The organism is Nocardioides sp. Bht2, from assembly GCF_047308515.1.
Lineage (GTDB): Bacteria > Actinomycetota > Actinomycetes > Propionibacteriales > Nocardioidaceae > Nocardioides.
In genome coordinates this window covers 924343-938315 of sequence record NZ_JBLBWI010000001.1, presented here as the reverse complement: position 1 = coordinate 938315, position 13973 = coordinate 924343, and the positions used below count along the sequence as shown (strand labels likewise).

General features: G+C 68.3%; 17 protein-coding genes. 11 read left to right on the top strand and 6 right to left on the bottom strand.

Annotated features, from left to right (window positions below):
• The first annotated feature begins 128 nt into the window (after positions 1–128).
• A complete protein-coding gene (locus ACLM5J_RS04510) occupies positions 129–1754 on the top strand; it encodes an alpha/beta hydrolase (protein WP_413654859.1) in 1626 nt (541 codons plus the stop codon).
• Between the two features lie 217 nt (positions 1755–1971).
• Here ACLM5J_RS04510 and ACLM5J_RS04505 read toward each other — a convergent pair whose 3' ends face one another.
• The 6 genes from ACLM5J_RS04505 to arcC all read right to left on the bottom strand — a co-directional run bounded on the left by ACLM5J_RS04505 (position 1972) and on the right by arcC (position 5878).
• Complete coding sequence (locus ACLM5J_RS04505) at positions 1972–2235, bottom strand: hypothetical protein (RefSeq protein WP_413654858.1); 264 nt, start codon at positions 2233–2235, stop codon at positions 1972–1974.
• 30 nt (positions 2236–2265) lie between these two features.
• On the bottom strand, positions 2266–3540 hold the full coding sequence (locus ACLM5J_RS04500; RefSeq protein WP_413654857.1) for a glutathionylspermidine synthase family protein: 1275 nt from the start codon (positions 3538–3540) through the stop codon (positions 2266–2268).
• On the bottom strand, positions 3540–3998 hold the full coding sequence (locus ACLM5J_RS04495; protein WP_413654856.1) for a DUF350 domain-containing protein: 459 nt from the start codon (positions 3996–3998) through the stop codon (positions 3540–3542). The genes ACLM5J_RS04500 and ACLM5J_RS04495 overlap by 1 nt, the downstream gene beginning before the upstream one ends.
• 51 nt (positions 3999–4049) lie before the next feature.
• On the bottom strand, positions 4050–4445 hold the full coding sequence (locus ACLM5J_RS04490; RefSeq protein ID WP_413654855.1) for a hypothetical protein: 396 nt from the start codon (positions 4443–4445) through the stop codon (positions 4050–4052).
• 120 nt (positions 4446–4565) lie between these two features.
• The gene (locus tag ACLM5J_RS04485; RefSeq protein ID WP_413654854.1) at positions 4566–4961 is read right to left on the bottom strand and encodes a hypothetical protein; all 396 of its coding nucleotides are present in this window, start codon (positions 4959–4961) and stop codon (positions 4566–4568) included.
• A 5-nt stretch (positions 4962–4966) separates the two neighbouring features.
• Entirely contained in the window at positions 4967–5878 is a 912-nt protein-coding gene (arcC, locus tag ACLM5J_RS04480) for a carbamate kinase (protein WP_413654853.1), read from the bottom strand.
• 63 nt (positions 5879–5941) lie between these two features.
• Here arcC and ACLM5J_RS04475 point away from each other — a divergent pair, with 63 nt between their 5' ends.
• From ACLM5J_RS04475 to ACLM5J_RS04430, 10 genes are all read left to right on the top strand, one after another.
• Positions 5942–6337: a VOC family protein gene (locus ACLM5J_RS04475; protein ID WP_413654852.1), complete on the top strand. Its 396-nt coding sequence runs from the start codon at positions 5942–5944 to the stop codon at positions 6335–6337.
• A gap of 38 nt (positions 6338–6375) precedes the next feature.
• On the top strand, positions 6376–7023 hold the full coding sequence (locus tag ACLM5J_RS04470; protein ID WP_413654851.1) for a lysoplasmalogenase: 648 nt from the start codon (positions 6376–6378) through the stop codon (positions 7021–7023).
• Positions 7010–7471 (top strand): NUDIX hydrolase, encoded by a 462-nt coding sequence (locus ACLM5J_RS04465; RefSeq protein ID WP_413654850.1) that lies wholly within the window; start codon positions 7010–7012, stop codon positions 7469–7471. Before ACLM5J_RS04470 ends, ACLM5J_RS04465 begins: the two co-directional genes overlap by 14 nt.
• A gap of 73 nt (positions 7472–7544) precedes the next feature.
• Entirely contained in the window at positions 7545–8120 is a 576-nt protein-coding gene (locus tag ACLM5J_RS04460; protein WP_413654849.1) for a dihydrofolate reductase family protein, read from the top strand.
• A 1-nt stretch (position 8121) separates the two neighbouring features.
• The gene (locus tag ACLM5J_RS04455; protein ID WP_413654848.1) at positions 8122–8802 is read left to right on the top strand and encodes an MOSC domain-containing protein; all 681 of its coding nucleotides are present in this window, start codon (positions 8122–8124) and stop codon (positions 8800–8802) included.
• Positions 8803–8897: 95 nt separating this feature from the next.
• The gene (locus tag ACLM5J_RS04450) at positions 8898–9242 is read left to right on the top strand and encodes a metal-sensitive transcriptional regulator (RefSeq protein ID WP_413654847.1); all 345 of its coding nucleotides are present in this window, start codon (positions 8898–8900) and stop codon (positions 9240–9242) included.
• A 22-nt stretch (positions 9243–9264) separates the two neighbouring features.
• Positions 9265–9468: a heavy-metal-associated domain-containing protein gene (locus ACLM5J_RS04445; protein WP_413654846.1), complete on the top strand. Its 204-nt coding sequence runs from the start codon at positions 9265–9267 to the stop codon at positions 9466–9468.
• Positions 9465–10451: a hypothetical protein gene (locus tag ACLM5J_RS04440; protein WP_413654845.1), complete on the top strand. Its 987-nt coding sequence runs from the start codon at positions 9465–9467 to the stop codon at positions 10449–10451. The genes ACLM5J_RS04445 and ACLM5J_RS04440 overlap by 4 nt, the downstream gene beginning before the upstream one ends.
• Positions 10435–12705 carry a heavy metal translocating P-type ATPase gene (locus ACLM5J_RS04435; RefSeq protein WP_413654844.1) on the top strand — a complete coding sequence of 757 codons (2271 nt, stop codon included), beginning with the start codon at positions 10435–10437 and terminating at the stop codon, positions 12703–12705. The genes ACLM5J_RS04440 and ACLM5J_RS04435 overlap by 17 nt, the downstream gene beginning before the upstream one ends.
• A 62-nt stretch (positions 12706–12767) precedes the next feature.
• Complete coding sequence (locus ACLM5J_RS04430; protein WP_413654843.1) at positions 12768–13970, top strand: low temperature requirement protein A; 1203 nt, start codon at positions 12768–12770, stop codon at positions 13968–13970.
• Positions 13971–13973 lie beyond the last annotated feature (3 nt).

The following is a 13973-nucleotide window of genomic DNA, read 5'->3' as shown; positions in this document are numbered from 1 at the left end:
GCCTGGGGCGGCTCCGCGTTCGACCGCGAGAAGTTACTCATTCGGGGGTAGACGCCTCCCCGATGCCGGGTGCAGGCTCAGAGGCGGTCCGGGTTCACCCCGGCCACCTCTCGGAAAGGTTGAACATCGTGAAGAAAGCACTGACGATCTCGACGTCAGTCCTCGTCACCGCGGGGATGCTGATGCCGATGAGTGCCACCCAGGCGGCGCCTGCGAACCAGGCTGCGCCAGGGCATGGCCGTTACACCCCCACCGAACCCACGTGGGGGACGTGTGAAAGCCCGCGGCTACAGGCCGCGGGGGCTGAATGCGGAATGTTGGAAGTGCCGTTGAACTACGCCCGTCCGGGCGGCCGGAAGATCCAGATCGCGGTCAGCCGGGTGCTGCACAGCGACCCCGACTACAAGGGGATCATCGTCGGGAACCCCGGTGGACCGGGTGGCTCCGGGTTGGGGATGGCTCGACTCGGTGCCGCGATCCCCAACGGCGTCGGCGCCAAATACGACTGGTACGGATTCGACCCGCGCGGCGTCGGCAGCAGCACACCGTCGCTGAGTTGCGACCCGGAGTACCCCGGTGCGGGTTACGACCGCCCGAACTATGTCCCGACCAAGCCGTGGATCATGCGCTGGTGGCGGAAGACCACCTCCCAGTACTCGCGCGACTGCGCCCGCTCCGATGCCCGTGGCCTGCTCCGGCACATGCGGACGACCGACGTCGCCGCCGACCTCGACAGCCTGCGTCAGGCGGTCGGCGCCAAGAAGCTGAACTACTACGGATTCTCGTACGGCACCTACCTCGGCCAGGTCTATGCGACCAAGTACCCGCACCGGGTCGGCCGCTTCGTCTGGGACGGCGTCCTGAACGCCAAGAACGCTTTCTACCAAGCGAACCTTGACCAGAACGTCCAGTTCGACAAGAACCTCGACATCTACTTCAAGTACCTCGCCAAGCACGACAGCGCCTTCGCGCTCGGCACCGACTGGCGCGCCATCAAGCGCGGTTACTACCGCCAGTTGCGCAAGCTCGACCGCACTCCCGCAGCCGGAGGGAAGCTCGGTCCCGACGAGTTGGGCGACGTGATGCTCAGCGCCGGTTACTACGTCTACGACTGGGTGGGCCTCGGTGAGGCGTACGCCAAGCTGGTCAACACCGGCGACGGCGCGGACCTGCTGGCGATGTATGCCGAACCGGGTGACGACAACGGCTTCGCGGTCTACAACGCGGTGCAGTGCACCGACGCCCCCTGGCCCGGTTGGAAGCGGACCCGGGCGGACGCCTGGCGGATCCACCGCAAGCATCCGTTCCTGACCTGGGGCAACACCTGGTTCAACGCACCGTGCCTGAACTGGCCGGCGCCGTCGGGCAGGGCGGTCAAGGTCAGCGGGGCGAAGATCAAGACGCCGATCCTGATGATCGGCGAGACGAACGACGCCGCCACCGTCTTCACCGGAGCCTTGGCCACCCGTCGGGCGTTCGGGTCCTCGTACCTGATCGAGGGCGTCAACGGCACCACACACTCGGGCTCGCTCTCCGGAGTCGAGTGCACCGACAACACGATCGCTGCCTACCTCGACACCGGGAAGCTGCCGAAGCGCAAGCCCGGCAACAACCGCAGCGACCAGAAGTGTGACCCGGTGCCGGCCCCGGAGCCGGAGACGGCGCTGGCTCGTTCCTTCGGTCCGGCGTCGAACGACCGGATGCCGGCTGACCTGCGGCAGTTGTTGACCAACGCCCAGAGCACCGGGCGCTGAGCGCGCGTTCAACGCATCTCATCTAGCCGGCTCCGTGGGCGCCACTCCTTGTTTGGGTGGTGGTCACGGGGCCGGTGCGCGTGAGCGACAGGCCCTGTTCAAGGGCTGACGGCTGCACGGTAAGGAGCGCACCTGGGCTAGGGCTTCTTGATGGCCGCGAGGTGTTCAGGCTTGAGTCGTCGCACGTCGGCGGTGAACGCCGGCGTGATGTCGAACTTCACTCGGCGGAGTCGATCGTGTCCAGATGAGCGAGGAAGCTATCGCCGTCGTCGAAGGTCGTTACCTCACCAGCGGCGACCGTGTCGTCGACATCGCGCTCACGCTCCTGCCACCGCTTGGTCCAGAACCATGCCTGGTCGGCGGGCACCGGGAGAGAGGGGCGCCGTTCGAGGACGCCGTCAGGTCGCTCAGTGAGTTCGACCAGCGGGGTGTGCTCGAACGGCGGGGTCTCGACAGGCGGGGTCTCGACAGGCTCGACCACCGGGGTCGGCCGGACGGGTGTGGTGGGTGCTTACGACTCGGTGGGCAGGGTCGGCAGGTCGGGCCCGACCCGCTCGGAGAGCCACTGCGCAACCTGGTCCGGTGACGGCGCCAGGCCATCGCTGATCACGTGCGGCGAGACCCGCGAGAAGTAATCGGTGACCATGCCGTCGGATTCGCGGACCAGGACACCTGCGGACTCGCCGTCCACGATCCAGGAGCCGAGCACGACGCGGTTGCCTTCGAAGCTCGGCAGCTCGGCGTACTGCTGGTAGACCCAACCCTCGGTGCCGTAGTCGCCGGGCATGACGACGTCCTCCAGCATGTCCTCGAGGTGGATCCGGATGCTCTCGCCCTCCCGTCCATGCAGCGGCTTGGCGACCCAGTTCTCCAAGTCGTGCGGCGAATCGAAGTAGGCGGGCAGCAGCAGACGGTGGTTGGGGAAGAGTTCCCAGAGCACCGGCAACAGAGCCTTGGTGCTGAGCAGCACCTTCCACGCGGGCTCTATCCACTTGGTGGGGTTCACCTCGGTCGCCTCGACGATGTAGCGGCCGAACGGCTCGCGCAGCATCTCCTCCCAGGCGTAGAGCTTGAAGGCGTTGCGGATCGGGTAGTCGTTGGCGTCGCGGTAGTCGCGGGTCTCCGGGTTCCAACCGACCTCGGCCATCGGGTGCGCGAGGGTGGCCCAGCCGGCCTGGATGGCGGTGTCCATCAGGTAGTAGCAGGTCATCTCCATCTCGCCGCCGTCGTAGCTGTCCTCCTCACCGAGGTCGTAGAGGAAGTGCAGTTCGTTGCCGGAGAAATGGCCCGACGCCAGCAGCTTCTCCCAGGCGGCGACGAGGCGATCGTGGAGCGAGTTCCACTGATCCATCTCGCCCATCACCTCCTCCATCCACTTCCACTGGATGATCCCGGTCTCGACGAGTCCGGTCGGGGTGTCGCCGTTGATCTCGAGCATCTTCACCGAGCCGTCGGCGCCGTAGACGAGATCGAAGCGGGCGTAGAGGGCCGGGTCCTTGCGGGCGATCGAGCGACGGACCACCTCCAACGAACCGGGGGCGAGGCCCAGACGTTCGTCGGTCATCGTGGTCGCCATGTGGCTGACCGCCTGTAGGCACATCGCCCACAGCTCTTCGGTGGCAGCCTCCAGCATGTCCACCTCGTCGACGGTGAACTCGTACCAGGCCTCTTCGTTCCAGTACGGGATCTCCCGACCGTCAGGGAGCGGAGTGACCGGGAAGACCAGGCCCTGCTCGACGACGGTCTTGCGCCAGTCCTTACGAGCTCGCGCGCGGTGCCGCCACATCAGGCGATGGAGGCGCAGACGATGGCGCCGACCGAGATGGCGGCCGCGGCGGCGACGTAGGCCAGCGGACGGACCGGACCGGGCTCGGTGACGATCTGGCGCAGCGAACCGGGCATGATCGCCTCGATCGTGAAGAACATGACGGCGTTGAGCACGATGCCGACGACACCGAAGGCGATCGTCCAGCCGAGTGCCGTGCCGAGGTCGGTGTCCCCATTGGTCCAGATGGCGGTGAAGAGGACGGCCGCGTTCGAGAGCAACCAGGCCGAGGTGATCACGCCGGCGGAACGCGAGTGCGCGTGGACCGACTCGTTGCCGTTGGCGTCGACGCCGCGCAGGTGGGTGCCGAGATGACCGGGGGTGGCCAGGTCGAGCACGTAGTAGCTCAGAACCAGCATCGCGCCACCGGCGACGGCGTAGGCCACGGCGTGCCAGACGGCGTTGAAGAGGTCGTCCACGGGTATCTCCTGCGAGCGGGATGGGATGAGAACAGGTCTGTTGGGTGCGGGCTAGCTGAAGCCGCGGCCACTGCCGCCGAAGCCGCCCTTGCTGGTGGCGGTCTTCACCGAGCTGCTGCCGGACTTCGGGAGTCCGCCGCGTTGCACGTCGCCGCTGAGGCTGCTGCCGGACCAGGTGCCACCGGTGGCCTGGCCACCGACGGCGGGGACGCGTTGCGAGGAGCCCAGGTAGTACCAGAAGAAGCCGGTCGACGTCCCGTTGTACTCGGTGTCGTCGTCGCACTCGTCGTCGTCGACCCGGTTCTGGGTCTCGGGGTCGACACAGACGGCCGCATAGTCGGCACTGCTGGCGCATCCGGTGAGCCCACTGGCCATCAGCGCGGTGACCCCGATCGCAACGCTGGTCGAGCGCATCCGCCGTCGCGTCGCGGGACTGCTGGACGTCATCTGCTCAGGCCTCCGGTCGGTCGCTGTCGGCCACATTCTCCACGACGGCTCAAGGACGCGCTATGTGGTGGCTGGCTCCCGATAGCAGGGAGCCAGGCGCCACATAGTCAGCGGCGACCGTCAGCGGCGACGTCGCAACAGGCCGCCGGCCCAGAGCGCCCAGAGGACGAGCACCGGTTGGAAGAAGAGGCGGGTCAGACGCTTGCTGTCCGTGTCGAGGCCGAAGGCGTCGGTCCCTTCGACGTACTGCGCGATGTTGCCGGGGAAGATGGCGATGAAGAAGGCCGCCAGCAGGCCGCCGAAGAGGCCGCGATGCTTGGGGGCGGCGGCCATTCCGGCGCCGAGAGCGATCTCGACGACGCCCGAGCCGAGCACGGTGAGGTCGTCAGAGACCGGGAACCAGTCCGGAACCTGGGCGGTGAACTCCTCGCGGTGGGTGGTCAGGTGGAGGACACCGGCGGTGACCATCACGGAACCGAGAGTGAGACGAGCGATCTTCTGCGGAAGTGGGCTCATGTGTTTCAGCCTAGCGGCGTGATCCTGGTACCGGCCCGGCCTTCGAGCAGGGCGAGCGGGTCGTCGAGGGAACCGATCACGGCGAACTTCCCGCCCGACTCGACGAACCGGCAGGCGGCCTCCACCTTCGGCCCCATCGACCCGGCGGGGAACGAGATCGCCCGCAACGAGGCAGGGTCGATCTCGCGGATCGGGCGTTGGTTCGGCGTCCCGAAGTCGCGCATCACCGCGGCCATGTCGGTGAGGATCAACAGGGCGTCCGCCCCGAGCGCCCCGGCCAGCACGGCCCCGGTGAGGTCCTTGTCGACCACCGCTTCGACGCCGTGCAGCCGGTCGGCACCGTCGCGGACCACCGGCACGCCGCCACCGCCGGCGCAGACCACGATCGTGCCGGCGTCGAGCAACAGCCGGATCAGTTCGGTCTCCACGACCCGTTGCGGCTGCGGGGAGCCGACGACGCGGCGCCAGTCGTCGCCGTCCGGGCGCATGCTCCAGCCGCGGGTCGTGGCCAGCTGGGTCGCCTCGTCGTGGGTGTAGGTCTCGCCGATGAACTTCGTGGGGTTGGTGAAGGCCGGGTCGATCGGGTCGACCTCGGTCTGGTTGATGATCGCCGCCACCTGCCGGTTCGGGGCCACGTTGTGCATCTCCTGCAGCAGCCAGTACCCGATCATCCCCTGGGTCTGTGCGCCGAGGACGTCGAACGGGTACGGCGTCGTCAGGTGTGGGTCGGAGGCACTCTGCACCGCCAGCACCCCGACCTGGGGCCCGTTGCCGTGGGTGAGCACCACTTCGTGGTCGTCCAGCATCGGGGCCAGGGCCGCTGCCGCCCGACGGACGTTCGCCTGCTGGATCGCCGCGTCCGGGCGTTCGTGACGGCGCAGCAGGGCGTTGCCACCGAGCGCGATCACGATCCGCATAGCGCGACACTAACCGGGAGAAACCTGGTTGCGCGCTGCCGCGCGGCGCGCAACCGTAGAGAGATGAGCAGCTTCATCTCGCACACCTCTGTCGACTGCCGTGACGCCTACGTCCTCTCCAAGTTCTGGGAGCAGGTGCTGGGCTACCGCGAACTGCCCGATGACCCCAACCTGCCCGGCCACGAGGAGTGCCTGATCCGTGACCCGGAGACCGGCCACCAGGTCCTCTTCCTGGAGGTTCCGGAGGCCAAGTCGGTGAAGAACCGGCTGCATTTCGACCTCCGTCCCCGGTCGGGCACCCGGGACCAGGAGCTGGCCCGGCTGCTGGAGATCGGCGCCGTCGAGGTGGCTGACCATCGCGGGATCCACGGCCCCGGCACCGGCTGGGTGGTGCTGGCCGACCCCGAGGGCAACGAGTTCTGCATCCTGCGTTCCGAGGCGGAGATTCCTGCCGAATAGCCGCTGGACGGCTCCCGATCTGTCTTAGGGTGCCAGCCATGCAACGCACCGTCGCCTGGGCTGTTCTCGGGGTCCTCTCGCTCTCCCACCTCGGGTTCCAGTTGGCGGATCTCGATCTGCTGAGTGCGATCACCCAGATCCTGCTGATGCCGGCGGTCGCCGCGTTGCTCTGGACGCTGACCGATGCGCCGCGCGGGCGACTGGTCCGCCTCGGCCTGGTCGCGCTCGGCTTCTCCTGGCTCGGGGACACGCTGCCGCGCTTCGTCGACGACGGCTTCCTGCTGATGGTCGGTGGCTTCCTGGTCGCCCAGGTCATCTATGCCGTCGCGTTCTGGCCCTACCGGTCGCGGGCCACCGTGGCGCGGGCCCGTTGGCTGGTGCCGGCGGCAGCGGTCGTGGTGATCGCGCTGCTGTGGGTCTGTCGCGACGCCGGATGGCTGCTGCCGGCTGTCGCCGTCTATGCGACCGCGTTGGTGGCGATGGCCCTGCTCGCCGACGGCGTCAACCCGGTGGCCGGCGTCGGTGCCCTGGTCTTCGTGGTCTCCGACGCGATGATCGGCCTGGGCGCGTTCACCGACCTGGACCTGCCGGCGTCCGGCTTCTGGATCATGCTCACCTACATCACCGCTCAGATCCTGATCACCCTCGGGATCGCCCGGGAGGCCCACGCGCATGCCGATTCCTGACTTCATCGTCGAGCTGCGCAAGCGGATCGGCCACGACCCGCTCTGGCTTCCGGCGGTCACCTGCGTGGTGGTGCGGGGCGACGAGATCCTCTTGGTCCGCCGCGTCGACAACGGAGAGTGGTCGCCGGTCACCGGCATCGTCGACCCGGGCGAGAATCCGGCGATGACGGCGGTCCGCGAGGTCTTGGAAGAGACCGATGTGCAGTGCCTGGTGGAGCAGTTGGTCTGGGTCACCGTGGGCGCCCCGGTGGTCCACGCGAACGGCGACCAGGCGCAGTACCTCGATCTGGTCTTCCGCTGCCGCTACCTCCGCGGCCTGGCGCGGATCGCCGACGACGAGTCGATGGACGTGGGCTGGTTCCGGGTCAAGGACCTGCCGCCGATGCAGCCGTATCTGATGAGTCGGATCGAGGTGGCGTTGCGCCACAAGGGCCCCGCCCGCCTCTAACTCAATGTGACCTCAGCGCGCAGAATCGGGTCGATTTTGCGCGCTGAGGTCACATTGGGGGGATGATCGAAGCATGCGTCCGATCATCGTCACCGCGTTCATCTCGCTCGACGGCGTTGTGGAGGCGCCCGGCGGCGAGCCGGGCCACCGCAGCAGCGGCTGGACCTTCCAGGACATCGACTTCCTTCCCGAGGCCTACGAACTCAAGGGCACCGAACAGGAGGAGACGACGGCGCTGCTGCTCGGTCGGGTCAGCTATGAGTCGTTCGCGCCGGTCTGGCCCAGCATGGAGGAGTTCGCCACCTACAACGCGATGCCGAAGTACGTGGTGTCGACCAGCCTCGACGCCGACGAGGTCGCCGCCGGCCCGTGGCAGCCGGTCGAGGTGCTGCGTTCGCTCGACGAGGTCGCCGCCCTCCGTGCGGGTGAGGGCGGACCGATCGCCGTCCACGGCAGTGCCACCCTGGCCCGTTCGTTGGAGGAGGCCGGGCTGGTGGACCGCTACCACCTCTTGGTCTTCCCGGTCCTGCTCGGCGCAGGCAAGCGGCTCTTCAGCGACGCCGACCTGGCCAAGATCAAACTGAACCTGCTCGACTCCGCGAGCTACGCCAACGGCATCCAGAAGCAGGTCTTCGAGGTCGTCCGCTGAGATGACGATGAGCCTCGCGGCGATCCGTCGCTACCCGGTCAAGTCGATGGGTGGCGAGGCGTTGTCGCAGGCCGTCGTCGAGGGCCGGGGGCTGGCGGGAGACCGCTGGTTCGCGGTGGTGGATGCCGATGGGAAGCTTGCCTCCGGCAAGGACACCCGGCGCTTCCGGCGCCGCGACGCGATCTTCGACTACACCGCGCGTACCGACGGCGACCAGGTCCTGGTGAGTCGCCACGGCACACAGTGGCCGGTCGGTGACGCCGAACTGGATGCCGACCTGTCGCGCGCGATGGGGGCCGCGGTCCGGGTGCTGCCCGAGGGCGCCGTCGACCACTTCGACGAAGGGCCCGTCTCCTTGATCGGGACGGCGACCCTGGCCTGGTCAGCCGAGCGCGGAATCGAGGCCGACCCGCGCCGGCTGCGGGCGAATCTCGTGGTCGAGACCGACGAACCGTTCGTCGAGGAGAGCTGGGTCGGCGGGGAGGTGCGGGTCGGAGGCGTCATACTGCGGATCGTCGACCGGCTACCGCGGTGTCGGATGATCGACCTCGACCAGGACGGCGCCTCCGCCTCCGGTGGTTGGCTCAAGTTGCTCGGCGCCGAGCGGGATACCTGCGCGGCGGTCTACGCCGATGTGGTGCGTCCCGGTCTGCTCGCCGTCGGGGATCGCCTGGCTCTCTAGCCAGCCGCCGGGGAAGCGCGCGTAACGGATGACGGCGCGCGCGGTGATCGAGCACACCCTTGAAATGGATACCCTAGGGGGGTACGGTATGTGACATGTCGACCGAGCAGACCGTCCACGAGCAGCCCGACCACGCCGAGCCCCACGCCGATGAGCACAGCTACATCGCGCACGGCAACAAGGAGGCCTACCTCAAGCGCCTCAAGCGGATCGAGGGTCAGGCACGCGGGCTGCAGCGGATGGTCGAGGAGGGCCAGTACTGCATCGACATCCTGACCCAGGTCTCCGCGGCCAAGAAGGCGCTCGATGCGGTGGCCCTGGGGCTGCTGGAGGAGCACATGGCGCACTGCGTCGTGAATGCGGTGCGAGCCGGCGGCGACGAAGCCGAAGCCAAGTTGAAGGAAGCCAACGACGCGATCGCGCGTCTTGTGCGCTCCTGACCGATCGAGAAGGACAAGAGAGATGACTCAGAACACCTACACCGTGACCGGAATGACCTGCGGACACTGCGTCTCCTCGGTGACCGAAGAGGTCCAGGAGATTCCAGGCGTCTCCGCGGTCGAGGTCGACCTGCCTACCGGAGCCGTGACCATCACCAGTGCCGACGCCCTCGACGAAGCCGCTGTGCGTGCCGCCGTCGAAGAGGCCGGCTACCAGCTGGCATGAACACGCCACTGCGGATCGGGCTCTTCGCCTCGGCGCTGGCCTTCGTCTTCGGAACTGCGGTGATCGCGGGTTGGGCCATCGGCCCGATCGACGACGAACCGAAGAGCCACGACGCCGGCCACGGTGCGGAGAACTCCCCGAGCGACGAGACGCAGCCCCACGAACACGGTGCCGAGACGCCCGAGGCAGCCGAGAGCGCGCCCGCCGGGCTCAGCATCTCCGACCAGGGCTACACCCTCGCTCTCGCCTCCGCCCACGCCGAGGCTGGCAAAGGCCGCGAGCTCGCCTTCCGCATCATCGGGCCCGACGCCACGCCGGTCACGGAGTTCGAGGTAGCGCACGAGAAGGAGCTGCACCTGATCCTGGTGCGCCGCGACTTCACGGGCTTCCAGCACGTCCACCCGGTCCGCGCCGACGACGGCACCTGGCGGATCGACGTCGACCTGACGCCGGGTACGTGGCGCGTCTTCGCCGACTTCCAGGCGACCGGCGGGCCGGCGCTCACCTTGGGCGCCGACCTCCACGTCCCAGGTGTCACCAAGCACGTCGCCACCGAACCGAACCGGGCCGCACAGGTCGGTGACTACGAAGTCACCCTGGCCGGAGAGCTGGCTGCAGGCGAGGGCAAGGAGCTCCGCTTCACCGTGACCAAGGACGGCAAGCCGGTCACCGACCTGCAGCCCTACCTCGGCGCCTACGGTCACCTGGTGGCGTTGCGCGCCGGCGACCTCGCCTACCTGCACGCCCACCCCGGCGGTGACCCGAGCGACCCGGCGACGCCGAGCGGGCCGGAGGTTGGCTTCCATGTCACCGCGCCGAGCGCGGGCCAGTACCACCTGTATCTCGACTTCCAGCACGACGGCGTGGTCCGTACCGCTCCCTTCGTGCTCGACGTCGGGGCCGCCGGATCGGCGCCCGAAGACCAGAGCCAGACACCGTCGAGTCCCACCGAGGAGGAGAGCAGCGATGAGCACCAGCACTGACGCTCCCGCCACCGACCGCGAGGTCGAGCTGGCGATCACCGGGATGACCTGCGCCAGCTGCGCCAACCGGATCGAGCGGAAGCTGAACAAGCTCGACGGCGTCACCGCGACCGTCAACTACGCCACCGAGAAGGCGAAGGTGCACTTCGCGGACGAGGTCGGCACCGACGCCCTGCTGCAGGCGGTCGCCGACGCCGGTTACGCCGCGAAGCTCCCTGAGTCGAAGCGCGCCGCGGTAGACGCGCCCGCGGAAGAGGCGGACCCGACCCGCCCGTTGCGGGATCGGCTGGTCATCTCGACGATCCTCAGCGTGCCGGTGATCGCTCTGGCGATGGTCCCGGCCTGGCAGTTCGACTACTGGCAGTGGCTCTCGCTGACCCTCGCCGCGCCGGTCGTGGTCTGGGGCGCGTGGCCCTTCCACCGGGCTGCCTGGACCAACCTGCGCCACGGTGCGGCCACGATGGACACGCTGATCTCGTTGGGCACGTTGGCTGCGCTCGGCTGGTCGATCTACGCGCTCTTCTGGGGCACGGCCGGGACGCCGGGGATGACCCACCCGTTCGAGCTCACCATCCAGCGCAGCGACGGCGCCGGGAACATCTACCTGGAGGCGGCGGCCGGCGTCACCACCTTCATCCTGGCCGGCCGCTACGCCGAGCAGCGTTCCAAGCGTCGCGCGGGTGCGGCTCTGCGCGCACTGCTGGAGTTCGGCGCCAAGGAGGCCAACGTCCTGGCCGACGACGGCAGCGAGCGTCGGGTGCCGATCGAGGAGTTGAGCATCGGCGACCGGTTCGTGGTGCGCCCCGGCGAGAAGATCGCCACCGACGGCGTCGTCGACCAGGGCAGTTCCGCCGTGGACGCCTCGATGCTGACCGGCGAGTCGGTCCCGGTCGAGGTCGGCCCTGGCGACACGGTCACCGGAGCGACGGTGAACACCGGCGGCCGGTTGGTCGTCCGCGCCACCCGCGTCGGCAGCGACACCCAGCTCTCCCAGATGGCGCGTCTCGTTGAGGACGCCCAGAACGGCAAGGCGCAGGCGCAACGCCTCGCGGACCGGATCTCCGGGATCTTCGTGCCGATCGTGCTGCTCCTGGCGGCCGGAACCCTGGGTTTCTGGATCGGTACCGGCAACGGCCTGAGTGCGGCGTTCACGGCAGCGGTGGCGGTACTGATCATCGCCTGCCCGTGCGCGCTGGGTCTGGCCACGCCGACCGCGTTGATGGTCGGTACCGGTCGGGGCGCCCAGTTGGGCATCCTGATCAAGGGGCCTGAGGTGTTGGAGTCGACCCGCAAGGTCGACACCGTGGTGCTCGACAAGACCGGCACCGTGACGACCGGCCAGATGGCGCTGCGCACGGTCCACGTGGCGGCGGGGGAGAACGAGGACGAGGTCCTCCGTCTCGCCGGCGCATTGGAGGCGGCATCCGAGCACCCGATCGCCCAGGCGATCGCGGACGCCGCTCGGGAACGGACCGGTGCGCTGCCCGAGGTCGACGGTTTCAGCAACGTCGAGGGGCTCGGTGTGCAGGGTGTGGTGGTCGACGGCGAGCAGAGTCACGCCGTTCTGGTCGGTCGGCCGCGGTTGCTGGCCGAGTGGAGCCAGCACCTCGATGACGAGCTCACCGCTGCATTGAACCGGGCCCAGCAGGAGGGCGGCACCGCCGTCGCTGTCGGTTGGGACGGTGCGGCCCGCGGCGTGATCGTGGTCGCGGATGCGATCAAGCCGACGTCGGCGGAGGCGATCGCGCAGCTGCGTGGTCTGGGCCTGCGTCCGGTCCTGCTGACCGGTGACAACGCGGCTGTCGCCGGAACGGTCGCTGCCGAGGTCGGAATCGACGCCGACGACGTGATCGCGGAGGTCCTTCCCAGCGAGAAGGTCGACGTCGTCAAGCGGCTGCAGTCCGAGGGCCGGGTCGTGGCGATGGTCGGTGACGGCGTCAACGATGCGCCGGCATTGGCCCAGGCCGACCTCGGTCTGGCGATGGGGACGGGTACCGACATCGCGATCGAGGCCAGCGACCTGACCCTGGTCCGTGGCGACCTGCGGTCGGCGGCGGATGCGATCCGGTTGTCGCGTCGAACCCTGGCCACCATCAAGGGCAACCTGTTCTGGGCGTTCGCCTACAACGTGGCGGCGCTGCCGTTGGCGGCGTCCGGTCTGTTGAACCCGATGCTGGCCGGTGCCGCGATGGCGTTCTCGTCGGTCTTCGTGGTCACCAACAGCCTGCGGTTGCGGCGGTTCCGGGCCTCCTGATCAGGCTGACTCTGTTATAGGTTCCCCCTCGGGTTGAAACGTTGCTCGAGGGGGAATCGTCCATGTCAAACGTCACGAACACCGGTCGGCTGAAGCTCACTCCGATGCGGCCGCGTGACCCGGCCGAGCCGGCGCGGGTTGCGAGCATGCTGGAGCTCTTCTTCGACCTGGTCTTCGTGGTCGCGGTCAGTACGGCTGCGGTTCAGTTGCACCACCAGATGACCGAGGGCCACGTCCTTGATGGCCTGCTGCACTACGCGATGGTCTTCTTCGCGATCTGGTGGGCGTGGATGAACTTCACCTGGTTCGCCACCTCGTTCGACACCGACGACTGGCTCTACCGGGTGGTGACGATCGTCCAGATGGGCGGTGTGCTGGTCCTCGCGGCAAGCATCGAGCCGGTCTTCGCCGACGATGACTTCCGGCTGATGATCGCCGCCTACGTGGTGATGCGGATCGCGATGGTGACCCAATGGTTGCGGGCGTCGCGCTCTGGCGGACCGCACCGCCGGGCGGCGCAGACCTATGCGCTCGGGATCGCCGTCGTCCAGGTGCTGTGGATCGCTTTCATCCCGCTCTCGGACACCGACTTCGCGGGGTACCTGGTGCTGGCGTTGATCGCCGCCGAGTTGTCGGTGCCGGTGATCGCGGAGCGGGGCGGCACCACGCCGTGGCACGCGCACCACATCACCGAGCGGTACGGCCTCTTCACGTTGATCCTTCTCGGCGAGAGCCTGCTCGCCTCGGCGAACGCGATCCTGAAGGCGGTGCACGACCAGGAGGAGTTGGCGCCGCTGATCGCGATGGCGGTGTTGACGTTGGTGGTGACCGCATCGCTGTGGTGGATCTACTTCTGGCCCACTCATCACCACGCGATCGGCACTTTGCGCGAGTCGCTGCGTTACGGCTACGTGCACTACTTCGTCTTCGCCGCCGCCGGCGCCTTCTCGGCGGGTGTCGAGGTCGAGATCGACGTCCTCACCGACCACAGCAAGCTGAGCGAGATGGCCGCCTCCTTCACCGTCACGGTGCCGATCGCCGTCTTCGTGCTGGGCATCTGGTGGATCGCGATCCGCCAGTGCGCGGACCGGGTGGTCAACACAGTGGTCCCTGCCGGCGCGGTGTTGGTGCTTCTCGACCCGCTGATCCCGATCCCGATCACGCTGACCGCCGTGGTGATGGTGATCATCGTTGCAGTGTTGGTGATCCGGGAGCCGCAAGGGCAGCAGGCTGACCTTCACGGGGCGGCTGGCGTCAGCCACTGACGA

Coding starts and splice junctions, on each gene's coding strand:
- ACLM5J_RS04500 (WP_413654857.1), bottom strand. CDS start 3,540: ATGTGGCGGCACCGCGCGCGAGCTCGTAAGGACTGGCGCAAGACCGTC.
- ACLM5J_RS04490 (WP_413654855.1), bottom strand. CDS start 4,445: ATGACGTCCAGCAGTCCCGCGACGCGACGGCGGATGCGCTCGACCAGC.
- ACLM5J_RS04485 (WP_413654854.1), bottom strand. CDS start 4,961: ATGAGCCCACTTCCGCAGAAGATCGCTCGTCTCACTCTCGGTTCCGTG.
- arcC (WP_413654853.1), bottom strand. CDS start 5,878: ATGCGGATCGTGATCGCGCTCGGTGGCAACGCCCTGCTGCGCCGTCAC.
- ACLM5J_RS04475 (WP_413654852.1), top strand. CDS start 5,942: ATGAGCAGCTTCATCTCGCACACCTCTGTCGACTGCCGTGACGCCTAC.
- ACLM5J_RS04470 (WP_413654851.1), top strand. CDS start 6,376: ATGCAACGCACCGTCGCCTGGGCTGTTCTCGGGGTCCTCTCGCTCTCC.
- ACLM5J_RS04465 (WP_413654850.1), top strand. CDS start 7,010: ATGCCGATTCCTGACTTCATCGTCGAGCTGCGCAAGCGGATCGGCCAC.
- ACLM5J_RS04460 (WP_413654849.1), top strand. CDS start 7,545: ATGCGTCCGATCATCGTCACCGCGTTCATCTCGCTCGACGGCGTTGTG.
- ACLM5J_RS04455 (WP_413654848.1), top strand. CDS start 8,122: ATGACGATGAGCCTCGCGGCGATCCGTCGCTACCCGGTCAAGTCGATG.
- ACLM5J_RS04450 (WP_413654847.1), top strand. CDS start 8,898: ATGTCGACCGAGCAGACCGTCCACGAGCAGCCCGACCACGCCGAGCCC.
- ACLM5J_RS04445 (WP_413654846.1), top strand. CDS start 9,265: ATGACTCAGAACACCTACACCGTGACCGGAATGACCTGCGGACACTGC.
- ACLM5J_RS04440 (WP_413654845.1), top strand. CDS start 9,465: ATGAACACGCCACTGCGGATCGGGCTCTTCGCCTCGGCGCTGGCCTTC.
- ACLM5J_RS04435 (WP_413654844.1), top strand. CDS start 10,435: ATGAGCACCAGCACTGACGCTCCCGCCACCGACCGCGAGGTCGAGCTG.
- ACLM5J_RS04430 (WP_413654843.1), top strand. CDS start 12,768: ATGTCAAACGTCACGAACACCGGTCGGCTGAAGCTCACTCCGATGCGG.